20 protein-coding genes and 1 riboswitch are annotated in these 22,378 nt (G+C 69.9%); of the genes, 10 read left to right on the top strand and 10 right to left on the bottom strand.

Annotated features, from left to right (window positions below):
* Positions 1-2 precede the first annotated feature (2 nt).
* From AC1Q9M_RS08855 to AC1Q9M_RS08875, 5 genes are read right to left on the bottom strand one after another with little or no spacing between them, the layout of a single operon-like run.
* On the bottom strand, positions 3-908 hold the full coding sequence (locus AC1Q9M_RS08855) for a DMT family transporter (RefSeq protein WP_382323704.1): 906 nt from the start codon (positions 906-908) through the stop codon (positions 3-5).
* A complete protein-coding gene (locus tag AC1Q9M_RS08860; RefSeq protein WP_382323705.1) occupies positions 905-1,654 on the bottom strand; it encodes an SDR family NAD(P)-dependent oxidoreductase in 750 nt (249 codons plus the stop codon). Before AC1Q9M_RS08860 ends, AC1Q9M_RS08855 begins: the two co-directional genes overlap by 4 nt.
* Positions 1,651-2,433, bottom strand: coding sequence for an SDR family NAD(P)-dependent oxidoreductase (locus AC1Q9M_RS08865; RefSeq protein WP_382323706.1), 783 nt, complete (start codon positions 2,431-2,433; stop codon positions 1,651-1,653). The genes AC1Q9M_RS08860 and AC1Q9M_RS08865 overlap by 4 nt, the downstream gene beginning before the upstream one ends.
* Position 2,434: 1 nt before the next feature.
* On the bottom strand, positions 2,435-3,445 hold the full coding sequence (locus AC1Q9M_RS08870) for a fatty acid desaturase family protein (RefSeq protein ID WP_382323707.1): 1,011 nt from the start codon (positions 3,443-3,445) through the stop codon (positions 2,435-2,437).
* Between the two features lie 6 nt (positions 3,446-3,451).
* Positions 3,452-4,477, bottom strand: a complete 1,026-nt coding sequence (locus AC1Q9M_RS08875) for an ABC transporter substrate-binding protein (protein WP_382323708.1) — start codon at positions 4,475-4,477, stop codon at positions 3,452-3,454.
* Positions 4,478-4,529: 52 nt separating this feature from the next.
* Positions 4,530-4,634: riboswitch (guanidine-I (ykkC/yxkD leader) on the bottom strand.
* 243 nt (positions 4,635-4,877) lie between these two features.
* Between AC1Q9M_RS08875 and AC1Q9M_RS08880 the strand changes: the two genes are divergently transcribed.
* The 3 genes from AC1Q9M_RS08880 to AC1Q9M_RS08890 all read left to right on the top strand — a co-directional run bounded on the left by AC1Q9M_RS08880 (position 4,878) and on the right by AC1Q9M_RS08890 (position 7,875).
* On the top strand, positions 4,878-5,597 hold the full coding sequence (locus AC1Q9M_RS08880) for an endonuclease/exonuclease/phosphatase family protein (RefSeq protein WP_382323709.1): 720 nt from the start codon (positions 4,878-4,880) through the stop codon (positions 5,595-5,597).
* Positions 5,594-6,808 (top strand): cardiolipin synthase ClsB, encoded by a 1,215-nt coding sequence (clsB, locus tag AC1Q9M_RS08885; protein WP_492433370.1) that lies wholly within the window; start codon positions 5,594-5,596, stop codon positions 6,806-6,808. Before AC1Q9M_RS08880 ends, clsB begins: the two co-directional genes overlap by 4 nt.
* A gap of 62 nt (positions 6,809-6,870) precedes the next feature.
* Positions 6,871-7,875 carry a lysylphosphatidylglycerol synthase domain-containing protein gene (locus AC1Q9M_RS08890; RefSeq protein WP_492433372.1) on the top strand — a complete coding sequence of 335 codons (1,005 nt, stop codon included), beginning with the start codon at positions 6,871-6,873 and terminating at the stop codon, positions 7,873-7,875.
* On the opposite strand, the gene AC1Q9M_RS08895 is transcribed toward AC1Q9M_RS08890, so the two are convergent.
* Positions 7,829-9,037, bottom strand: coding sequence for a phospholipase D-like domain-containing protein (locus tag AC1Q9M_RS08895; protein ID WP_492433374.1), 1,209 nt, complete (start codon positions 9,035-9,037; stop codon positions 7,829-7,831). The two genes, AC1Q9M_RS08890 and AC1Q9M_RS08895, sit on opposite strands and share 47 nt — an antisense overlap.
* Before the next feature lie 178 nt (positions 9,038-9,215).
* On the opposite strand from AC1Q9M_RS08895, the gene AC1Q9M_RS08900 reads away from it, so the two are divergent.
* Together AC1Q9M_RS08900 and AC1Q9M_RS08905 are read left to right on the top strand one after the other, a co-directional pair.
* Positions 9,216-9,920: a hypothetical protein gene (locus tag AC1Q9M_RS08900; protein ID WP_382323713.1), complete on the top strand. Its 705-nt coding sequence runs from the start codon at positions 9,216-9,218 to the stop codon at positions 9,918-9,920.
* 76 nt (positions 9,921-9,996) lie between these two features.
* Positions 9,997-10,509, top strand: a complete 513-nt coding sequence (locus tag AC1Q9M_RS08905) for a hemerythrin domain-containing protein (RefSeq protein ID WP_382323714.1) — start codon at positions 9,997-9,999, stop codon at positions 10,507-10,509.
* Between the two features lie 9 nt (positions 10,510-10,518).
* On the opposite strand, the gene AC1Q9M_RS08910 is transcribed toward AC1Q9M_RS08905, so the two are convergent.
* The gene (locus AC1Q9M_RS08910; protein ID WP_382323715.1) at positions 10,519-11,490 is read right to left on the bottom strand and encodes an SDR family oxidoreductase; all 972 of its coding nucleotides are present in this window, start codon (positions 11,488-11,490) and stop codon (positions 10,519-10,521) included.
* 392 nt (positions 11,491-11,882) lie between these two features.
* Here AC1Q9M_RS08910 and AC1Q9M_RS08915 point away from each other — a divergent pair, with 392 nt between their 5' ends.
* The 3 genes from AC1Q9M_RS08915 (at position 11,883) to AC1Q9M_RS08925 (ending at position 17,808) form a co-directional block, all read left to right on the top strand.
* Positions 11,883-13,100: an efflux RND transporter periplasmic adaptor subunit gene (locus tag AC1Q9M_RS08915; RefSeq protein WP_492433416.1), complete on the top strand. Its 1,218-nt coding sequence runs from the start codon at positions 11,883-11,885 to the stop codon at positions 13,098-13,100.
* 74 nt (positions 13,101-13,174) lie between these two features.
* Positions 13,175-16,357, top strand: a complete 3,183-nt coding sequence (locus tag AC1Q9M_RS08920; RefSeq protein ID WP_382323717.1) for an efflux RND transporter permease subunit — start codon at positions 13,175-13,177, stop codon at positions 16,355-16,357.
* Between the two features lie 8 nt (positions 16,358-16,365).
* The gene (locus tag AC1Q9M_RS08925) at positions 16,366-17,808 is read left to right on the top strand and encodes an efflux transporter outer membrane subunit (RefSeq protein ID WP_382323718.1); all 1,443 of its coding nucleotides are present in this window, start codon (positions 16,366-16,368) and stop codon (positions 17,806-17,808) included.
* A gap of 40 nt (positions 17,809-17,848) precedes the next feature.
* On the opposite strand, the gene AC1Q9M_RS08930 is transcribed toward AC1Q9M_RS08925, so the two are convergent.
* Positions 17,849-18,310, bottom strand: a complete 462-nt coding sequence (locus AC1Q9M_RS08930; protein WP_492433378.1) for a GNAT family N-acetyltransferase — start codon at positions 18,308-18,310, stop codon at positions 17,849-17,851.
* A 136-nt stretch (positions 18,311-18,446) separates the two neighbouring features.
* On the opposite strand from AC1Q9M_RS08930, the gene aqpZ reads away from it, so the two are divergent.
* The gene (aqpZ, locus tag AC1Q9M_RS08935; RefSeq protein ID WP_492433380.1) at positions 18,447-19,154 is read left to right on the top strand and encodes an aquaporin Z; all 708 of its coding nucleotides are present in this window, start codon (positions 18,447-18,449) and stop codon (positions 19,152-19,154) included.
* Here aqpZ and AC1Q9M_RS08940 read toward each other — a convergent pair.
* Both AC1Q9M_RS08940 and AC1Q9M_RS08945 read right to left on the bottom strand, forming a co-directional pair.
* Positions 19,061-20,152, bottom strand: coding sequence for a DNA topoisomerase IB (locus tag AC1Q9M_RS08940; RefSeq protein WP_492433382.1), 1,092 nt, complete (start codon positions 20,150-20,152; stop codon positions 19,061-19,063). The two genes, aqpZ and AC1Q9M_RS08940, sit on opposite strands and share 94 nt — an antisense overlap.
* 69 nt (positions 20,153-20,221) lie before the next feature.
* On the bottom strand, positions 20,222-20,977 hold the full coding sequence (locus AC1Q9M_RS08945) for an SDR family oxidoreductase (protein ID WP_492433384.1): 756 nt from the start codon (positions 20,975-20,977) through the stop codon (positions 20,222-20,224).
* 200 nt (positions 20,978-21,177) lie between these two features.
* On the opposite strand from AC1Q9M_RS08945, the gene AC1Q9M_RS08950 reads away from it, so the two are divergent.
* Positions 21,178-22,362 carry an ABC transporter substrate-binding protein gene (locus tag AC1Q9M_RS08950; protein WP_444688194.1) on the top strand — a complete coding sequence of 395 codons (1,185 nt, stop codon included), beginning with the start codon at positions 21,178-21,180 and terminating at the stop codon, positions 22,360-22,362.
* Positions 22,363-22,378 lie beyond the last annotated feature (16 nt).

Consider the following 22,378-nt stretch of genomic DNA (forward strand, 5'->3'; position numbering starts at 1 on the left):
GTTCATCCTCCTGTCGGGGCGGTTTGGGGTCGGGGGTCGGTTGGGCGGTTGTCCAGGGCTTCCACCAGCGCGGCCACGGCAATGAGCGTGCCGCCGGCCCAGCCCATGGGCGTGAGCGTCTCGCCGCCGAACCAGAGCGCGGTGAGCACGGCCACCACCAGTTCGGCCAGCAGGATCACGCCGGCGCGGCTGCTTTCCAGGTGCGTCACGCCGAACTGCCAGGTGGCGGTGGCCAGCAGCAGCCACACGAAGCCGTAGGCCAGCACCGCGAGCCACACGCCGGCGGGCAGGGCGGGCACGCCCTGGCCCAGCGCGGCGGTGACCGCCAGCGAGATGGCGCCGCAACCGACGAAGACCGCGAAGGTCTTGCTCTGCAGGGGCACGCCTTGCGCGGCGCGCGCGAGCAGGTTGTTGCCCGCGAAGGCCAGGCCGGCGGAGAGCGCGAGCCCATCGGACAGCGAGAACGAGAGGTCCACCGCGCCCGGGCCGCCCAGCACCAGCCACAGGCCCACGATGGCCGCGACCACCGCGGCCCAGCGCGTGGGCGGGATGCGCTCCTTGAGGAACAGCCAGCCGCCCAGCACCGACCACACCGGCGAGAGGTAGAACAGGAACATCACGCGCACCACGTCGCCCACCATGAGGGCGTTGACGAAGGAGGTGTTGGCCCAGCCGCCCACCAGCGCCAGCGCGAGCAGCCAGCCCCCGTGCGCGCGCCAGGCCGCGCGCTCGCGCCAGATGAAGACCAGCGCGCACAGGCCCACCGCGCCGTAGGAGACCAGCGAGACCATTGGCCCGCTCAGGCCCTGCGCGATGAACCACTTGAGCGGCATCCACGACAGGCCCCAGAGCGAGGCCGAGAACAGCAGCACGCCGGTGGCGAGGCGGTCGGATGGCGCTGCGCTCATGGCATCACCGATCCGCCGTTGGGCCCCAGCACCTGGCCGCAGTAGAAGCGAGAGAGGTCGCTGGCGAGGAACAGCGCCGTGGCCGCGATCTCCTCGGGCTCGGCCACGCGGTGCTGCGGGATCGCGAGTTCCTTCTCGATCCATTCCGGGCTCATGTGTTCGAGCGAGACCATGGCGGTGTTCACCGGGCCGGGCGCGATGGCGTTGACGCGGATGCCTAGCGGCGCGAACTCGCGCGCCAGCGAGCGCGTGAGCCCGATCACGCCGGCCTTGGCCGCGCAGTAGGGCGCGTACCGTTCGCGGCCCAGGATGCCCAGGTCGGACGCGAGGTTGACGATGGCGCCGCTGCCGCGCGCGACCATGCCCGGCAGCACGGCGCGCGAGGTGAGGAAGACGGATTTGAGGTCGACGCCGAGCATCCGGTCCCAGTCGGCTTCGGTGGTGTCGAGAAAGGGCTTCTCCTGGATGATGCCGGCGTTGTTGACCAGGATGTGGACTTCGCCCGCTTCGGCCGCGAGGCGCTGCACCGCGTCGGCGCGGCTGACGTCGGCGTCGATCGCGAGCGCCTCGCCGCCGTCGCGTTGAATCGCCTGCACCACGGCCAGTGCGGCCTCGGCCTGCCCAAGGTGGTTGACCACCACGCGCGCGCCGGCCTGCGCGAACAGGATCGCGATGGCGCGGCCGATGCCGGTGGCCGCGCCGGTGACCAGCGCGGTCCGGCCCTGAAGGGAGAGCGCGTGCTTCATGCCATCACCTCGCCGTGGCTGGCCACCAAGCACTGGCCGGTGAGCGGGGCCGCACCCTCGCTGGCGAGGAAGAGAAACACGCCAGCGAGGTCGTCTGGCGTGAGCATCACGGGCCGGGCCTGTTTCGAGAGGATCTCGCGCTCCACCTCGGCCTCGCTGCGGCCCTGTTCCTGTGCCATGGTGGCGAGCGAGCGCAGCGCGGCGGCCGTGCGCACCCAGCCGGGGCAGACCGCGTTGACGCGGATGCCGCGCGGGCCGAGTTCCAGCGCGAGCGAGCGTGTGAGGCCGACCACCGCGTGTTTGCTCGCCGCGTAGGCGGAGAAACCGGCCACGCCGATGCGGCCCCAGATCGAGCTCTGGTTGATCACGCTCGCGCCACGCGGCAACACCGGCAGCAGGGCCTGCGTGAGCCGCACCATGGAGCCCACGTTGTTGTCCAGCAGCGCGGACCAGCGCGCCATGGCCTCGGGCGAGGTGTCGGCCAGCGGCGTGGGGTACTCGGTGCCGGCGTTGTTCACCAGCACGTCCAGCGTGCCCCAGCGCTCGCGCACCTGGGTGGCGATGCGCGCGATCTGTGCCGGGTCGCCCAGGTCGCACACGGCGGCGCTGGCGTCGAGCTGGGCGCTGAGCGCGGGCAGGGCGGTGTCGGCCCGGTCGAGCAGCATGAGCCGCGCGCCCTGCGCGGCGAAGGCCCGCGCCAGCGCGCTGCCGATGCCGCCGGCCGCGCCGGTGACGAGCACGGTCTTGCCTTCCAGGCCGTAGCGGACAACAGCGGTCATGTCAAACAGCCGTCAGGAACGACACACCGACGGCACCGAGGAAGCCATCGGCGCGGCCCGGCGTGCCCGGTGGCTGCACCGCGCCGTAGTTGCTGGCCAGCACGCGCTTGACGCGGTTGAGGTGGAAGCTGCGCAGCAGCTCGCGCACCGTGACCACCTGGGCGTAATCGGACGGGTACAGCTCGCGGTGGAAGGCCGGCAGGCGGTACCAGGGCGCGGTGGGGCGCTCGTGGTGGGCGTTGTGGAAGCCGAAGTTCAGCCACACCAGGTTGAGCCATTTCGCGTCCAGGCTCACCACGTCGCTGAAGGTGTTGGCCTGCTCGTAGGCGCGGTCGCGCACCTTGTCCTTGGGGATGGGCGCATCGTCGAGGATGGGGTAGGCGTCGTAGGTGTGCTGGAAACAGTCGGCGAAGCGCAGCACGGTGACGAAGATCAGGTAGGCCAGGGCGTACAGCGCCAGCGCCTTGAGCGACCACCAGCCCAGCGCCACCCAGGCGGCGATGCGCACCAGCGCGATGCCGATGACGCGGCCGCGCGCGGCTTTTTTCTTCTCGCCCATGAAGGGCATGGCGATCACGAAGCCGCGCATGACGAACTCCACCGCCGGGATGTACGCCCACTCCAGCGCGAGCACCGTGCGGCGTATGACGGGGCGCGCGCGCAGGAAGGCCTGGGCGTCGAAGGTGATCACGTCGGCGCGCTCCACGTGGTGGCGCATGTGCTTGCGGCGCAGGTCGGCGAAGCTGGCGAAGCAGCTGCCGTTGATCCAGCTCATGAGCGTGCCCCAGCGCTCGTTGGCCTGGGGTGTCTTGAAAATCGCGTAGTGCGCGAACTCGTGGATGAAGTAGGCCGACCAGACCAGGGTCTGCGCCACCAGCAGCACGCCCAGCGCGTTGAGCCAGCCGTTGGCTTGGCCGAGCAGGACGATGCCCGCGGGCCAGCCCAGCAGCGTGAAGGCGAGGGCGGCCACGTTGGGCCACACGCCGTCCTCATAGCGGAACACCGATGTCATGGCGGCTTACTTCGCGACCATGGCCTTGACGAGGCCGGCGTCGAACGTGGCTTCGGTGGCGGGAATCGTGGTGATCTGGCCCTTGGCCTTGAGCAGCTGGGCGATGATGTCGCCGCTGGCGTAGTACGAGGTGGTTTCCTTCGCGGGCAGGAAGGCCTTGGGCATCTCGGCCAGCGGGATGTTGTAGACGCCGGTGAGCTGTTCCTTCACCTCGGCGGCGGACACGCCCATGAACTTGCCGATGATCTTGTGTGCCTCGGCCGGCTTGGCCTTCATGTAGGCCATGCCGTCCAGGTAGGCCTTCATGATGCCGGTGATCTCGGCCGGTTTGGCCTTGATGACCTTGTCGTCGAACACCAGCACGTCGGCGATCAGGCCCGGCGCGTTCTTCGAGGAGAACACCACCTTGAACTTCTTGCCGCCGCCCTGGCCGAGGATCTGCGACAGGCTGGGCTCGTAGGTCACGCCGATGGGCAACTGGCCCGAGGCCATCGCCGCCGGCACGGCTTCGGGCGTCATGCTTACCGGGGTGATGTCCTTCTCGCTCAGGTTCACCGTCTTGAGCGCGTACGAGAGCAGGAAGTCGCTCGGCGAGAGCGGGTTGTAGCCGATCTTCTTGCCTTTGAAGTCGGCCACCTTGGTGATGCTGCCGTCGGCCACGATGGCGTCGCCGCCGTTGGAGTAGTCGATGGGCATGACCACCTTCATGGCGCGGCCTGCGGCGACCTGGCCCACCACCTGGTCGTAGGTCAGCATGCCGCCGTCCACCGCGCCCGAGGCGATGGCCGCCGGGATCAGCGCGGGGTCGTTGAAGACCTGCAGCGAGACCTTGAGGTTGTATTTCTTGTAGAGGTCCAGCGCTTCGGCCACGTAGAACGGGCCGTAGCCGATCCACACCACGGTGGCGATCTTCATCGGGGCGGGTGCCTGCGCGAAGGCGCCGGCGGTGGCCAGCGACAGGGCCAGGCCCAGGGCGGGCTTGAGGAAGTGGTGGCGCCGGGAGGGGGATGCAGGGAGGGCGGTGCTGTTCATCAGAGGACTCCATGGGTTGGTGGGACGCGCAGGAAGAACCGATCTGTGATCGTTCTCCCGGGCTTTTGTCCCTCCGTGGAGCCTGCGATGAGGCCGGCACACTCTCGGACCAGACACCACGAGCCATCTCGTGGTCGGAACCCTAGTGCACCTGGGTGCCGAGCTGTCTCGGGGCGGACCCCAGATCGCTCTTCTTGCGCTTGGGGTGTGAGCAGAAAGCGTGCCAGCGGTTTGCGTGGGGTTCGGCCGGGGCGGTGCACCAAAACGAGGGCGAACCGATGCCGGCAGGTGCATTCGGCGCCGCAGCGCCGCCCCGGCTTGGTGCGAAGCGGTGACCGCCTGCGCGCGAATGCGCGTTTGTCTGACAGAGGGCGGCGCGGTGCCCTGCCTAGCATGGCTCATGCAGGTACTCACCGTGAACATCCACAAGGGCTATGACGTCTTCAACACCCGTTCCGTGCTGCACGGGCTGCGGGAAGCGGTGCGCGCCATGGGCAGCGACATCGTCTTTCTGCAGGAGGTGAAAGGCGGCAACGGGTCCAGCGCCGCGCAGTACGAGTTCCTGGCCGACGAGATCTGGCCGCAGCACGCCTACGGCCGCAACGCCGTGGCCGAGGGGCTGGACCACGGCAACGCGGTGATGTCGCGCTTTCCGGTGCTGCACAGCGAGAACCACGACCTGTCGATCAACGGTTTCGAGCCACGCGGCATGCTGCACTGTGTGCTCGATGTGCCGGGCCTGGGGCCCGACATGCACGTGATGTGCGCGCACCTGGGGCTGCGCGAATCGCACCGGCGCCAGCAGCTGGGCATGATCTGCGACATCGTGAGCCGCTATGTGCCGCCGGACTCGCCGCTGGTGGTGGCCGGCGACTTCAACGACTGGCGCCTGCGCGCCGACGGGCTGCTGGCGCCCAGCGGCCTGCGCGAGGTGTTCCGCCACGCGCATGGCCAGCACGCGCGCAGCTTCCCGTCGGGCTTTCCGGTGCTGCGGCTGGACCGCATCTACGTGCGTGGGGTGGCACGCGCCTTGCCCGTTCCCATGCCGCGGCGTCCCTGGGCGCGGCTGTCCGACCACGCACCGCTGGCCGCTGAAATCCACCTGGAGACCGCGCCATGAACTCGCATTGGGTGCCCGGCAACCGGATCACGCTGCTGGAGAACGGCGAAGGCTATTACCCGCCCGTGTTCGAGGCGATCGCCAACGCCGAAAAGGAAGTGCTGCTGGAGACCTTCATCCTGTTCGACGACAAGGTGGGCCGCCAGCTGCACGAGGCGCTCCTGAGCGCCGCGCGGCGCGGAGCGCAGGTGCATGTGCTGGTGGACGGCTGGGGCTCGCCGGATCTGCCGGCCTCGTTCACGCAGCCGCTGCTCGAGGCCGGGGTGCACTTGCGCGCCTTCGAGCCGGTGCAGCGCGTGCTGGGCGCGCGCGTCAACCTGCTGCGCCGCATGCACCACAAGATCGTGGTGGTGGACGGCCGGGTCGCCTTCGTCGGCGGCATCAACTACTCCATCGACCATCTGATGGAGTTCGGCGAACTCTCCAAGCAGGACTACGCGGTGCAGATCGAAGGCCCGCTGGTGGGCCAGATCCAGGCCTTCTGCCGCGCCAACGTCGAGTCGCCCCAGCCCGCGCGGGGGCAATGGCTGCGGCGCTGGCGCTCGAGCCTGCGCCGCAAAGGCGTGGCCGAGGTGACGGGCGAAGGCGCGCTCGCCGCTTTCGTCACGCGCGACAACAACGAACACCGCAGCGACATCGAACGCCACTACCGCGCGGCGATCCGCAGCGCGCGCCACCGCATCCTGATCGCCAACGCCTATTTCTTCCCCGGTTACCGCTTCCTGCGCGACCTGCGCCGCGCGGCCCGGCGCGGGGTGCAGGTGGATCTCTTCCTGCAGGGCCGTCCCGACATGCTGTGGGTCAAGCGCGCGAGCGAGCTGCTGTACCGCCACCTGATGCGCGCGGGCATCAACATCTACGAGTACAACGAACGCCCGCTGCACGGCAAGGTGGCGGTGGTGGACAACCTCTGGGCCACCGTGGGTTCCAGCAACCTCGACCCCACCAGCCTGAGCCTGAACCTGGAGGCCAACGTGATCGTGCGCGACGAGGCCTTCGCGCGCCACCTCTGCGGGCGCATCGACGAGCTGCTGCAGACCTGCTGCCAGCGCGTGGAGCTGCCCACGCCGAGCCGGCTGCGGTCGGCCTGGATCGCGGTGCGCAGCATGGTGGTGTTCCACGCGTTGAGGCGCTTCCCGGACTGGACCCGGCAGACCACGGCGCGCGAGCCGCGCGTGGTGGCCATGACTGTCGACCCGGACCCTTCATGAGCGCAGCGCAGGGCCGCCCCCAGGCAAGCTCGCCCCGCAGTCCGCAGGACGAAGGTGCTTCCGTGAGCCCTGCACGGCAGCGCCTCTGGCGGTGGACGAAACGGATCGCGCCGTGGGCCCTGGCCGCGCTGGTGCTGGCCCTGGTGGCGCAGCAGGCCCGCGCGGTGGACTGGCCGCAGGTGTGGGTGTCGCTGCGGCAGCTGTCGGCGGGGCGGCTGGCGATGGCGGCCGGCCTCGCGGCGCTGAGCTACGGGGTCTACGCCGGCTTCGATCTGGTGGGGCGCCACCTGACGCGGCACGGCTTGTCGGTGCCACGCACGCTGGGCACGGCGGCCATCAGCTACGCCTTCAACCTCAACTTCGGCGCGCTGGTGGGCGGCTTCGCGATGCGGCTGCGCCTGTACACGCGCTGGGGCGTGGCCGCGGCCACGGTGGCCAAGGTGATCGCGCTGAGCATGACGACCAACTGGCTGGGCTACCTGTGGGTGAGCGGGGGTGTGTTGCTGTGGTCGCCGCCCACGTTGCCGGGTGGGTGGGCGCCGGGCGACACCGTGCTGCGCGCCCTCGGCGCGGCGATGGTGGCGCTGGCGTTGGCCTACCTGGTGCTGTGCGCGGTCTCGCGCCCCCGCACGCTGAAGTGGCGCGAGCACGAACTGGCGCTGCCCGGCGGCCGCCTGGCCCTGGTGCAGGCGCTGGCCGGCGGCGCGAACTGGCTGCTGATGGGCACCATCGTGTGGGTGCTGTTCGAGGGGCGGGTCGATTTCGCCCTCGTGCTGGGTGCGCTGCTGATGGCCGCCGTGGCCGGCGTGATCACGCACGTGCCGGCCGGCCTGGGGGTTCTGGAGGCGGTGTTCGTGGCCACGCTGGGCGGCGTGTTGCCCGCCACCGAGGTGCTCGCGGTGGTGCTGGCCTACCGCGCGGCCTACTACCTGCTGCCGCTCGCCCTGGCGCTGCCGGCCTACGCCTGGAGCGAGGCCGCGGCGCGGCGCGGCGGCGCCGCCGCCCAGGGCCGCCAGGGCATCAAGGACTCAGGCCCGGCCCTTCGACGGGGCGGCCGACCGACGTGAGGCTGCTGTGATCGGCCACCGGTGCCCGCGCCGGGGCCGTGGGGCCGAACCAACGGCGCAAGGGCGCCGGACCGGCCAGGGAATGGGCATCGAGCAGCAGGGCGTGGGCCATGGCCGCCTGGCAGACGTCGTCGAGTTCGCTCGCGAACGCCGCATCGAGCACGAGCAGCTGCGCCGCATCGATCACGTCGCCGCTGTGCCAGCCCGAGCCGCCGTCGATCGCCACACTGGACCACACGCCGTCCACGGTGCTGTGCGCTGGCAGGGGCTGGCTGCCGTCCGCCTGGTACAGCCAGGCGCCGGCCCGCATGAGTTCGGCGCAGCTCGCGCGCCAGGGCCAGGCGTGGGGCGCGCCGCCGTGCTGCAGCAGCACCGACACATTGACGCCCCGGCCGGCCGCGCCAGCGATGGCCTGCACCAACCGGCGCGAGGGCGCGCGCCGCGCCAGGGCGATGAAGACGCTGAAGCGCGCCGTTTCCACGGCACCGATGAGCGGGCAGCCGGCGGCCGGGGCGGGCTGCGCCGATCCCGCGCGCGTGGCGATGCCCATGCGCTGGCGCCCCGCGAGCGCGATGGGCGGAAAGTGCTGCGGCGGCGGCGCGGGCAGGCGGGGTTCGGCGGTCTTCCAGCCGTCCAGGAAGAGCCGCTGCACGCGCTGGACGATGGGGCCGCGCACGCGCAGGTGCGGGCCCTGAGCCCCCGCGCCGGTGGATGGCGAGCCCGGGCCGCACCAGGCCGTGCGGCCATCCACCACCGCCAGCTGCCGCTGCATGGACTGGAAGCGCTGCGCCACCCAGCCGCTGAGGCCGCCGGGCCGTTCGAGGATGCGCACGGTGGCGCCGGCCCGGCGCAGCGGGCCCAGCTCGGCTTCCTCGCGCGGGTTGGCGGCCAGCACCTGCACACGCACGCCCTGCCGGCACAGCGCCACCAGCCGATGGAGCAGGCCGTCCTGCGCTTCGCCCACCTCGAGCAGGGCGGCGTCCAGGTTGATGTGGTCGCGCGCGCCGATCAGCGTCTCCACGAGCGCGGCGCGCGCCGCCCTCGCATCGCCGAGCACCTCGGCGTGGTTGCCGCCGAGCAGGGGTTCGCCCAGGCGGCGCACCAGTTCGTGGGCATGGGCCACGTGCGCGGGGACGGGTGGGGCGGGGAAGGACAGGCTCATGGTGGCGTGGGCTTGGGGTGGCGACCTGCGCCTGGGGCAAACAGCGTGCCCGGTGCCGGCGCGCGCGTTGCGGCACCCACAGCGGGAACGCGTTTTGCCCAACCAGCCGTGGATGCCGAGGGCCGGCGAACGGCGCCCGCATCCGTTTCATGCATCCGATCATTGAAAGGACACACCCATGGCACAACAGGACAACCGGAACCGCCAGCGGGGCGGTTACCAGCAAGAGGCTTTCAGCTCGCAAAACCGCCAGCAAGGCGGTGGGTACGAGTCGCCGCGCCAACCGCAGGGCGACCACGGTCGGGGTCGCGATGACGCCTGGCAGGGCGGCAGCGACTGGCGCCGCGAACAACAACGCGACCTTGGCAGTTTCCGCGATGAGGACACGTCGTACGGCCAGGGCGGCTACGGTCAGCGCGACCAGGACGACCGCTACGGCCCCGGCGGCTCCGGCCCATACCGCGGTGACGCGCCTCGGTACGGCCAGTACGGGCTGCGCGACAACGACGACGACCGCTACGGCCAGGAGCAGCGCGAGCGCTTCAACCGGCCCAGCGGCCTGGACCGCGACTACCGGGGTGCCGGTTACGCCGGCCCCGGAGGATACGGCGGTGGCATGGGCAGCAGCTACAGCGGCTCGCAGTCCGGCTACAGCGGTCGAGGCGACCCGCAGGAGCAGCAGTTCGACCCGGACTACAGCCAATGGCGCCGTGAGCAGATGCGCGCACTGGACGACGACTACAACCAGTGGCGCCAGGACCGCTTCAAGAAGTTCTCCGACGAGTTCTCCACCTGGCGTTCCAGCCGCCAGCAGACCGCCGGCACGGGCAAGAACGAGAGCGGGTCACCGCCGTCGGGCAAGCAGAACAAGGACAACAGCTGACGCCGCTGGCGCCTGAAGCCGGGAGAGGCCAACGCCCCTCCCGGCTTTTTTGAAGCCCTTCCGCAAGGAGACGCCCATGCGATCCGATGCCACGCCCGCCGAGATCTCGGACGCCGCCCGCCGCCACATCGTGGACGGGCTCAAGGGGGATCACCTGCGCGTGAAACAGGCCCACCGCCGGTTCCAGGAGCTGGATCCGCAGACGGCCGCCCTGGAGCGCGGCGCCCTGGTGGCCCACGTGCTGGACGAACTGACCGTGCATGCCGCCCTGGAGCAGGAGCTGCTGTACCCCGCGCTGCGCGAAGCCGCCGTGGCGGACGCAGGGCTGTTGGCGGCGGCCCAGCGCGAGCACGCCGAACTGCACGCGCAGATCAATCCCTTGCGCACGCTCAAGCCCGACGACGACCAGCATGCCCAGCGGTTCACGGACCTGTGCCTGCGCGCGCTTGGGCACATGAAATGGGAAGAGGCCCATCTCTTTCCCGGGCTGGACAGCAGGGCCTTGGACTGGGCGCGGCTGGAGGGCGAGATCGACCAGCGCCGGGAAGAGCTGGTCGTCGCCGAAGCGCCGGTGGCCGCCCCACCCTGACGGCCGCGCTCAGATCGCGTCCACGCTGCCGGTGACGGGCAGGACCACGCCGGTGATGTAGCCCGAGCAGCAGGGCGAGGCCAGAAAGACGTAGGCCGGCGAAAGCTCCTCGGGCTGGGCGGCGCGCTGGAAGTCGGTCTTTTCCCCGAAATCCTTCACTTTCCCGGCCGGCTGATCGCGCGGGTTGAGCGGGGTCCAGACCGGGCCGGGCGCGACGGCGTTGACCCGGATGCCGCGCGGCAGCAGGTTGCTCGCCAGCGACTTGGTGAAGGCGTGGATGGCCCCTTTGGTGGCGGCGTAGTCCAGCAGGTGGGCGCTGCCGCGCAGTCCGGTGACCGAGCCGGTGTTGATGATGCAGGCGCCTTCCTTCAGGTGGGGCAGGGCGGCGCGTGTCATGCGGAAGTAGCCGCCCAGGTTGGTGTCCCAGGTTTCCTTCAGCCGCTCGTCGTCGATGTCCTCGATGGATTCGGCGTGCTTCTGGAACGCCGCGTTGTTCACCAGGATGTCCAGCCTGCCGAAGGCCTTCACGGTTTCGTTCACCGCTGCCTCACACCAGGCCGGGTCCTTCACGTCGCCCTGCAGCACCAGGCATTGCCGGCCTTCTTCCTCCACATGGCGCCGGGTTTCCTCGGCGTCTTCCGAGGACGAGAGGTAGGCGATCGCCACGTCGGCGCCCTCGCGCGCGAAAAGCACCGCCACCGCCCGGCCGATGCCGGAGTCGCCGCCGGTGATCAGCGCCGCCTGTCCCTGCAGCTTCTGGCTGCCCAGGTAGTCGGGCGCCAGGAACCGTGGCCGCAATTCCAGATCAGACTCCTGGTCGTCCGCATCGAGGTGCTGTTCGGGCATTTTCGTGGGCTGGGCCCGCGCACCGGTCTGGGGCGGGCGCTTCTTCGCGGCGGGGGCGCGTTTCTTGCGCTGGTCGCGGCGGTCCTGCTCTGCATGGATGGATGCCTGTTTTTCGAGTGTGCGGCTGCTGGCCATGGCGTGCTCCCGGTGGGGGTTGAAAGGGCTCGGCGAATCCTTGCGGGGCAGGGCGCGTGCCAACGGACCGCCGGGGAACCGGTGCCGGCCGGCGGAAGAATCTGCCGCAAAGGGGTTTGACGTTTTTGCGGTTTTTCTCGGAACCGGGCTTTTTTGGAGCGCTTCGAGTGCGTTTACATTCCAGACATGTTTGCATGCGCACAATGGCATGTTGCGGTCGCAACCGCCGCTTGCCCCACCGCGTCTCCACCCCACAGCCCGCCCCGACTTCCATGCCATTGACCTTCGCTGCATCCGATGAGCCACGCCGGGTGTCCCCCGCCGCCCTGTCCGCCACCGCTCCCTCTCCGGTTCGACAGCGTCCCGGCACACGGCGCTGGACCTTGGCCCTGGTGGGGGCGGCGGTGCTCGCGCTGGCCGCCTGCGGCGACAAGAAGGCGCCCGCCGCCGCCCCGGCCGCCCCCAGCGTCGGCTACCTGACGGTGGTGGTGCAGGCCCAGGGGCTGAGCACCGAACTGGCCGGCCGCACCCGGGCCTCGCAGAGCGCGGAAGTGCGGCCCCAGGTCTCGGGCATCCTGCAGAAGCGGCTGTTCACCGAGGGCTCGGTGGTCAAGGCCGGGCAGCCGCTGTACCAGATCGACGCGCGCACGCTGGAAGCCACCGTCAAGAGCGCCGAGGCGGCCCTGGCCAAGTCGCGCGCCTCCGCGCAGACCGCGCGCACCAACGCCGAGCGCAACGCCGAGCTGGTGAAGATCGACGCCATCAGCCGCCAGGTGTTCGACGAAAGCCAGGCCCAGGTGGCCCAGTCGGCCGCCGACGTGGCCGTGGCCCAGGCGGCGCTGGAAAACGCCCGCATCAACCTGCAGTACAGCCGCATCGTGGCCCCCATCGGCGGCCAGATCGACCTCTCCGCGGTGCTGCCCGGTTCGCTGGTCACCGCCAACCAGGCCCAGGCGCTGACCACCATCAGCCAGCTCGACCCCATTCATGTGGACATCACGCAGTCCAGCTCGGAACTGCTCGAGCTGCGGCGCCAGTGGCAGGCCGGCACCTTCGGCAAGGTCGAGGCCGGCGGCGCCCCGGTGCGCCTGGCGCTGGAAGACGGCAGCCGCTACCCGCACGCGGGCAAACTGCAGTTCACCGGCGCCACCGTGAGCCAGACCACCGGCGCCATCACCCTGCGCGCGGTGTTCCCCAACCCCGACCGCCTGCTGATGCCCGGCATGTACGTGCGCGCGCGCCTGTCCACCGGCGAGGCCAGCGACGCCATCGTGCTGCCGCAGCAGGCGGTGCAGCGCGACCCGGCGGGCAAGCCCAGCGTGCAGCTGCTCAACGCCGACAACAAGATCGAGAAGCGGCCGATCCGGCTGGGCCAGGCCCTGGGCGCCCAGTGGCTGGTGCTCGAAGGCCTGAAGGCGGGCGACCGCGTGATGGTCGAGGGCTTCCAGAAAGCCCGCGTCGGCCAGACCGTGACGCCGCTGGCGATGCGCGTGGAAGGCAACCGCGTGGTGGAGGACAAGCCCGCCGCGTCCACCGGGCAGGGCGGACCCACCGGGCAGGGCGGCCAGGCGGGCCAGATCCCGGCGGCTTCCGCCCCACCCAAGCCCTGAGCGCGACCCACGGGCCACCCCCGACCGGGTGAGCCCGGCCCCCTTCGAGCAAACCGGACTCCACACGCAGCACCATGGCCCACTTCTTCATTCACCGTCCCGTTTTCGCCTGGGTGCTGTCCATCGTGGTCATGCTCGCGGGGTTCATGTCCATCTTCACCCTGCCGCTGGAGCAGTACCCCGACATCGCGCCCCCGCGCGTCTCGATCAACACCATCTACACCGGCGCCTCGGCCGAGACCGTGGCCGACTCCGTCACCCAGGTGATCGAGCAGCAGCTCAAGGGCATCGACAACGTGCTCTACATGAGCTCGACCAGCGACTCCGCCGGCCGCTCGCGCACGCAGCTGACCTTCGCCCCCGGCACCGACATCGACGTGGCCCAGGTGCAGGTGCAGAACAAGCTGCAGACGGCCATGAACCGGCTGCCCGAGGCGGTGAAGAGCCGGGGCGTGTTCGTGAACAAGGGCGGTCAGGACAACCTGATGACCTACGTCTTCACCTCGCCCGACCCCACGGTCACGCAGGTGGCGATCGGTGACTACATCACCAGCAACGTGGTCGACGTGATCTCGCGCATCGACGGCGTGGGCGACGTGAGCGTGTTCGGCACCAGCTACGCCATGCGCATCTGGATGGACCCGGGCAAGCTGGAGCAGTTCGCGCTGATGCCCTCGGACATCGTCTCGGCGCTGAACTCGCAGAACGCCCAGGTCTCCGCCGGCCAGCTCGGCGCGCTGCCCGCGGTGAAGGACCAGATGCTCAACGCCACCATCACGGCGCGCACCAAGCTCAAGACGGTGGACGAATTCCGCGGCATCGTGCTCAAGGCAGCCGCCGACGGTTCGCTCGTCACCGTGGGCGACGTGGCCCGGGTCGAGCTGGACGCCGACAACCTGACGGTGAAGTCCCGCCTGAACAACCAGCCCGGCGCCGGCCTGGGCATCGTGCTGGCCGACGGCGCCAACGCCATGGCCGTGGCCACGGCGGTCAACGCCAAGATGGCCGAACTCGCGCCCTTCTTCCCCGACGGCATCACCGGCGTCATCAGTTCCGACACCACGCCCTATGTGCGCGCCTCCATCAAGGAAGTGGCCGTCACCCTGGCCGAGGCCATGGTGCTGGTGGTGATCGTGATGTTCATCTTCCTGCAGAACCTGCGCGCCACGCTGATCCCCGCCATCGCCGTGCCGGTGGTGCTGCTGGGCACTTTCGGCGTGCTCTCGGTGCTCGGGTACTCCATCAACATGCTCACCATGTTCGCCATGGTGCTGGCCATCGGCCTGCTGGTGGACGATGCGATCGTGGTGGTGGAAAACGTCGAGCGCGTGATGCACCAGGAGGGTCTGCCCGCGAAGGAGGCCACCATCAAGTCCATGGCCGAGATCACACCCGCGCTGGTGGGCATCGGCCTCACGCTCTCGGCGGTGTTCATCCCGATGGCCTTCTTCTCGGGCTCGGTGGGCGTGATCTACCGGCAGTTCTCGGTCGCCATCGTCTCGGCCATGGCGTTCTCGGTGCTGGTGGCGCTCTCGCTCACGCCGGCCCTGTGCGCCACCATCCTCAAACCCACCGAGCACCTGCACGAGGGCGCGCCCGCTCGCAAAGGCATGCTGGGCTGGGTGGACCGCTTCTTCCGCTGGTTCAACGCCGGCTTCGACCGCAACTCCACCCGCTACCAGGGCGCGGTGCGCCAGCTGCTGCTGCGCAGCAAGCGCGTGATGCTGCTGTTCGCGCTGCTCGTCTGCGGCGTGGTGTTCCTGTTCCAGAAGCTGCCCACCTCCTTCCTGCCGGTGGAAGACCAGGGCTTCATCACCGCCAGCGTGACGCTGCCGGCCGGCTCGTCGGACGCGCAGCTCGAAACCGTTCTGCAGGACATCACCCGCTACTTCAACGCCCAGCCCGATGTGCTGCGCGTCAACTCCATCGCGGGCAACAGCGGCAACCAGAGCTCGGGCAACATCTTCGTGCGCCTCAAGCCCTGGGACGAACGCCCCAACCCCGAGCAGAGCGCCGAGGCCATCTCGCGCAAGGCCACGCGCGACCTCTCGCGCATCCGCGCGGCGCGCATCTTCGTCTCCATGCCGCCGGCCGTGCGCGGCCTGGGCTCGGACGCCGGCGTGAACTTCATGCTCAAGGACATCAACGGCCTGGGCAACGAGGCGCTGCGGGCGGCCAAGGACCGCGTGGTCGAGCTGGCCGGCCAGCACCCCTCGCTGACCAACATGCGCACCACCGACTTCGACGTCACCTCCGAACTCAAGGTGGTGATCGACGACCGCAAGGCCGCCGCGCTGGGCCTGTCCACCAACGACATCAACAACGTGCTCTCCAGCGCCGTCGGCGGCTCCTACGTCAACGACTTCGTGCACAACGGCCGCGTCAAGCGCGTCTACGTGCAGGGCGACGCGCCCTACCGCATGCTGCCGCAGGACATCGGCAAGTGGACGGTGCGCAACCGCAACGGCGAGATGGTGCCGCTCGCGGCCTTCACCTCCACCACCTGGACCAGCAGCGCGCCCCAGCTGCTGCGCTACAACGGCTCGCCGGCCATGGAGATGATCGCCAACACGGCGCCCGGCGTGAGCTCGGGCGATGCGATGCGCGCGGTCGAATCCATCATGGCCGAGATGCCGGTGGGCATCGGCTACGAATGGACGGGTGCGTCCCTGCAGGAGCGCCAGTCGGGCGCGCAGGCGCCGCTGCTGTACGCCATTTCCATCCTCTTCGTGTTCCTGTGCCTGGCCGCGCTCTATGAAAGCTGGAGCGTGCCGTTCTCGGTCATCCTCGCGGTGCCGCTGGGCATCGTCGGTGCCTTGCTGGCCACGTACTTCCGGGGCATGTCCAACGACGTGTACTTCCAGGTGGGGCTGTTGACCACCGTGGGGCTGGCGTCCAAGAACGCCATCCTGATCGTGGAGTTCGCGGTGCAGCTGCAGGACCAGGGCCGCAGCATCTTCGACGCCACGCTGGAGGCGGTGCGCCGGCGCCTGCGCCCCATCCTGATGACCTCGCTGGCCTTCGGCTTCGGCGTGCTGCCGCTCGCGCTGGGCACCGGCCCGGGCGCGGCCAGCCGCCAGGCCATCGGCACCGCCGTGCTCGGAGGCACCGTGCTGTCCACCTCGCTGGGCCTGTTCTTCGTGCCCGTGTTCTTCCTGCTGGTGCGCAGCTGGGTGCAGCGCAGGCGCGCGAAGGCCGCCGCCGCCGTGCCGCCCCTGGCCACGCCCGCGCTGTCGCACCAAGGAGGAGAAGCGTGATGCACCCCATGACGACCCCCCCCTTCCAGCGGGCCGCCACCGTCGGCGCCTTGCTCCTGTTGCTGGCCGGTTGCGCCGTGCAACCCCCGGCCAAGCCCGACGTGCAAGGCGTGGTCGCCCCCACGCTGGGCCAGCCGCTGGCCGTGGTGGACGCCAGCGCCGCCGCCGTGCAGACCTCGCAGCGCCTGGCCTGGGTGCAGCACCCGGGCCTGCGCCAGTCGATCGCGCAGGCGCTCACCCACAACCGCGACCTGCGCGTGGCCCTGTCCAACATCGAGCGCGCCCGCGCGCAGTACGGCATCACCAGCGCGGCCCAGCTGCCCACCGTCGCCGCCACCGCGCAGGGCAGCCGCAGCCGCACCGCGGCCGACCTCGCCAGCAATGGCCAGTCCACCACCTCCACGCAGTACACCGCGCAACTCGCCATCACCAGCTTCGAACTCGATTTCTGGGGCCGCGTGCGCAACCTCAACGAGGCGGCGCTGCAGCAGTTCCTGCAGTCCGAGGAAAACCAGCGCAACGTGCGCATCACGCTGGTGGCCGACGTCACCAACGCCTGGCTCAACCTGGCCGCCAACGAAGCCCGCCTGACCCTGGCGCGCGACACCCTGGCCGGCCGCGAAAAGGCCTACCAGCTCACCGAGCGCATCCACCAGCTGGGGGGCACCTCGGGCCTGGTGCTGGCGCAGAACCGCATCACCGTGGAAACCGCGCGCGGCGACGTGGCCGCCTTCACGGCCCAGGTCGCCAAGGACCGCAACGCCCTCGAAGCCCTGGTGGGCAGCGGCCTGCGCCGCGAATGGCTGCCCACCGCCGAGACCCTGCGTGCCGAGCCGGCGGCCGCGCCCGCCGCGCTGATGGCGCTGCCGGCCGAATTGCCGTCGTCCTTGCTGCTCGAGCGCCCCGACGTGCGCGCCTCCGAATACAACCTGCAGGCCTTGTCGGCCAACGTGGCGGCGGCGCGCGCCGCGCTGTTCCCCACCATCAGCCTGAGCACCAGCATCGGCACCGGCAGCCGCGAGCTGGACAACCTGTTCGGCAGCGGCAACAACACCTGGAGCTTCGTGCCGCAGATCCGCTGGCCCATCTTCGACGGCGGCGCCGCGCGCGCCTCGGTCGACGTGGCCCAGGCCAACCGCGACATCGCGGTGGCCCAGTACGAAAAAGCCATCCAGACCGCGTTTCGCGAAGCCTCGGACGCGCTGGCCGAACGCGCGCAATGGGAGGCCCGCCTGGCGGCGCAGCAGGCCGTGGTGGACGCCAACGCGCGCGCCTTCGAACTCTCCGAAGCGCGCTTCACCTCGGGCGTGGACAACTACCTCACCGTGCTCGACGCGCAACGCGGCCTGTACGCCGCGCAGCAGGCCTTGATCGCCCTGCGGCAGTCCGAACAGGCCAACCGCGTGGCGCTGTGGAAGGTGCTGGGCGGCAACCTGACGCCGGCCTCCTGACGCCCGACGGCCCGCAGCGGCGGCCGGCCTTCGGCCCGCATCAGCCCAAGGCCCGGAATTTCAGGAAACGCTGGCCTTCGTACGTCAGTTCGCCATCCGGGGCGAAGCCGAGTCTGGCCAGGCCCCGGGTTCGAGAACGACTCGGCGGCAGCAGAATGCTGACCGCGCCAATGCCGAGTTCCGCCCGGCGGTTCATGAAGCCGCGAAACATCTCGGCACCGTGTCCCCAGTAGGCCGGCAGCAGAACCAGCGCGAGGTCGGCCTCATCGCCTTCGCGCTGAAAACCGCCCCAGCCTGCAAACTGGCCGTCCACCCGGATGGACCACGGCCCATAGCCACGCTCCAGCCATTGCGCGTCTTTGCCCTTGGCCCAGTCCGCGGCAGCGTCCCGCGTCCAATGGCCATCAGCGAGTGGCATGTGGCGGATCACGTCCGGGTGATTCAGGAGACTCATCCAGTCTTCGGTCGGGATGTCGGAGAACGGGTGCAGCGTGAAGGCCATGCCTGGGTATTTCAAAAGTCAACAAGGGGCGGGATGGAGCGCCGGGCGCGGGTGTGTGTCAAATCATTGTTAATCGGCTTGCGCGGGCTCTCTCGCCTGCTTATCTTCGCTGCCTCTCGACTCGCCTCCAAGCAGCATGAAAAACAGCAACCTGAAAAAATGGTCCGCCGAGTTCCTCGGCACGTTCTGGCTCACGTTCGGCGGCTGCGGCAGCGCGGTGCTGGCGGCGGCCTTTCCGCAGCTCGGCATCGGCTTCGTCGGCGTCTCCCTGGCTTTCGGCCTGACGGTGCTGACCGGCGCCTACGCCTTCGGGCCGATCTCCGGCGGCCACTTCAATCCGGCGGTCTCGCTGGGCCTGGCGCTCGGGGGCCGCTTCCGCGCGGCCGAGCTGCCGGGCTATGTGGTCTCGCAGGTGCTGGGTGCCGTGGCCGCGGCCGGCGTGCTGTACCTCATCGCCACCGGCAAGCCGGGCTTTGAAGTGGGCGGTTTCGCGACCAATGGCTTTGGCGAGCACTCGCCCGGCGGCTACGACATGACGGCCGCGCTGCTGACCGAAGTGGTGCTTACCGCCGTGTTCCTGCTCGTCATCCTCGGCGCCACCGCGAAACGCGCGGCCGCCGGCTTCGGCGGCCTGGCCATCGGCCTGTGCCTGACCCTGATCCACCTGATCTCGATCCCGGTCACCAACACGTCGGTGAACCCGGCGCGCAGCACCGGCCCGGCGCTGTTCGGCCCGTCCATCGCGCTGGATCAACTCTGGCTGTTCTGGCTGGCGCCCCTGGTCGGTGCGGCCATCGGGGCGCTGGTCTGGCGCGCTCTGCTGGCCGACGGCGACGAAGGCTGAGCTTTCTGCCTCTTGCGGCGCGACAGCAGTCGCAGCAGCGCGCTTTCGGTGGTGCCGGCGGTTGTCTCTTCTTTCCTGGCCGGGCCTTCGAGCACCGCCTCCAGCACCGCCGGGTGGATGTAGAAGCGGCGGCACACCGCCTGCGTGTTGCCGATCTGGTGGGCCACCTGGCGCACCACCTCGACCACGGTGGCGCGCGTGGGCGCCGCCTCATCCCCGGGTGCCGAGAGCGTCACCCCGGCGGCCAGTTCCAACGCGAGCACGCTGGCGTGCCAGGTGCGGAAATCCTTGGCCGTGAAGCCGTGGCCGCTCACGCGGCGCAGGTATTGGTTGACGTGTTGTGAGCGCACCGGCCGGCGCCGCCCGGCGTCGTCGATGTACTGGAACAGGTGCTGCCCGGGCAATTCCTGGCAGCGCTGCACGATGCGGGCGGTGGCCGGGTCGGTGAGCCGCGCAGTTTGCTCCACGCCGCTCTTGCCCCGGAAGCGGATCTCCAGGCTGGCCGCGCGCGTGCGCACATGACGGTCGCGCAGCGTGGTCAGGCCGAACGAACCGTTCTCTGCCGCGTAGGCCTCATTGCCCACGCGCAGCGCGGTGCGGTCCAGCAAGCGCACGATGGCGGCCACCACGGTGTCCAGTGTCAGTTCGCGGCTGCGCAGGTCGCGCGTCACCGCCCGGCGAATGCGCGGCAGGGTGCGGCCGAACTCGCGCATGCGGTCGAACTTCTGCTGCTCGCGCCGCGCCTGCCACTCGGCGTGGTACCGGTACTGCTTGCGGCCCCGGGCGTCGCGCCCCGTGGCCTGCAGGTGGCCGCGCGCGCTGGGGCAGATCCACACCTCGGTGTAGGCGGGCGGAATCGCCAGGCGCTTGATGCGGTCCAGCTGCGCGGCGTCGCGGATCGCGCGGCCGGTGGCGCTCACATACGCAAAGCCTTTGCCGCGGCGCACGCGGGTCCAGCCGGGGGTGTCTTCCTGCGTGTAGGTGAGTGGGGTGGGCATGCCGCCAGTGTCCGCGCCCCGCGCGCGGCGCGTGTCGGCGCCGTCCGTATGGTGTGTAGGAAGGGGCCGTCAGCCCCGGCCCACGAAAGGCATCTGGCTGGCCATCACCGTCATGTTCAGCACGTTGGTGGACAGCGGCAGGCCCGCCATGTAGCGCACGGCCTCGGCCACGTGCGCCACGTCCATCATGGGTTCGGTGGCCATGGTGCCGTTGGCCTGGCGCACACCCTGCGTCATGCGGGCCGAGAGCTCGGTGAGCGCGTTGCCGATGTCGATCTGGCTGCACACGATGTTGTAGGGCCGGCCGTCCAGGGCGATGGTCTTGGTCAGGCCCAGCACCGCGTGCTTGCTCGCCGTGTAGGGGCAGCTGAACGGGCGGGGCGCGTGGGCCGAGATCGAGCCGTTGTTGATGATGCGCCCGCCTTGCGGGTTCTGCCGGCGCATCAGGCCGAAGGCGGCGCGGGCGCAGAGGTAGACGCCGGTCACGTTGGTGTCGATCACGTCTTTCCAGCGTTCGACCGGCAGCTCGTCCATGGGCACGGCCGGGGCGTTCACGCCGGCGTTGTTGAACAGCACGTCGAGCCGGCCAAAGCGCTGCTCGATCTGATCGAACAGCGCCTGCACGCTGTGCTCGTCCCGCACGTCGGCGGGGATGGCGACCGCGTTGGGCCCACCCGCCTGCGCCACCGCCGCCAGCGGCTCGGGGCGGCGCCCGGTGAGCACGACGTGGTAACCGTCCTTCAACAAGCCGAGCGCCACGGCGCGGCCGATACCGCTGCCCGCGCCCGTGACCAGGGCGATCTTGGAAGTTGTCTCTGAAGCCATGCGAATCCTTGGGGGGTGGAGGTGGATGGGGCGAGGGCCATGTTAATCGGCGGTCCGGGCGCACCATCACCCAAGCTCCGGGAAAACCCCGGTGCTTATGCCAACCAACGGATATATAACAACAATGTTGGTATATCTTGATATCGGGTGTATCGACACGCGTCGAACCGGAACACGGCATCACAAACAGGAGACAAGTCATGAATCGAACACTTGCATCGCGTGTGCGCCTGGTCACGCTGGCGGCGGGCTGCCTGCTGGGCGGCGCGTCCGCTCTGGCGCAGGACGCCTTCCGCATCGCAGGCATCGTGCCGCTCAGCGGCGCCTGGGGCATCGTGGGAGAGAACATGCGCCGAGGCGCCACCATCGCCTTCGAGGAGCGCAACAACCGCGTGCTGGGCAAGCCCATCGAGGCGGTGTGGGAAGACACCGAGACGTCCACCCAGGTGGCGGTGCAGAAGACCACGCGCGTCCTGGCGCGCGACACGCACACCCTGTTCGGCGAGGTGAGTTCGGGCTCCACGCTGGCGATCATGAAACTCACCGAGCAGCGCAAGGTGCCGCAGATCATCACGCTCTCGGCGGACGACCGCATCACCGGTGCCGACAAGACGCGCTACGCCTTCCGCACCTCCAACACCGTGGCCATGGAGAACCGCATGATCGGCGAGTTCGCCAAGCGCCAGGGCGTGAAGAAGGTCTACGGCATCGTGTCGGACTACCAGGTGGGCCGCGACATGTGGGCCTCGCTCAAGGCCGACATGGAGAGCAAGGGCATCGCGATCGCGGGCATCGACTTCACGCCGATCGGCACCAAGGACTACGCGATCCTGCTGGACAAGGCGATGAAGTCCGGCGCCGACGGGCTGGCGCTCATCGTGGTGGGCGGCGACACCGTGACCTCGCTCAAGCAGGGCGGCGACGTGGGCCTGGCGAGCAAGATGAAGGTGATGGGCACCATGCTGATGGACGAAACACAGGGCCAGTCGGTCGGCGCTGGCGGCGCGCTCGGTGTGCATTCCACGCTGCGTTACCACTTCACCCAGGACACGCCGCGCAACAAGCGCTTCGTGGCCGCCTACCGCGCGAAATACGGCGAGCTGCCCAGCCAGTACGCGGGCGAGGCCTACGACGGCATGAGCTGGTGGCTCGACGTGGTCGAGAGCACCGGCGTGTGGGACAAGGAAAAGTGGGTCGACGCGTTCAGGAACAGCGTGCGCAACGACTCGGTGGAGGGCGCCAAGCGCATGCGCGCCTGCGACAACCAGGCCGAGCAGGTGGGCCTGTTCGGCACCGCCGTCGCCGGTGGCGCGGGCCAGCCACCCGTCACGATGAAGGTCACCGAAACCTTCACCGCGCAGGACCTCTTCAAGCCCTGCCAATGAGCGGGCCCGCACCGGC

The organism is Hydrogenophaga sp. GW823-FHT04C09 (assembly GCF_058796355.1).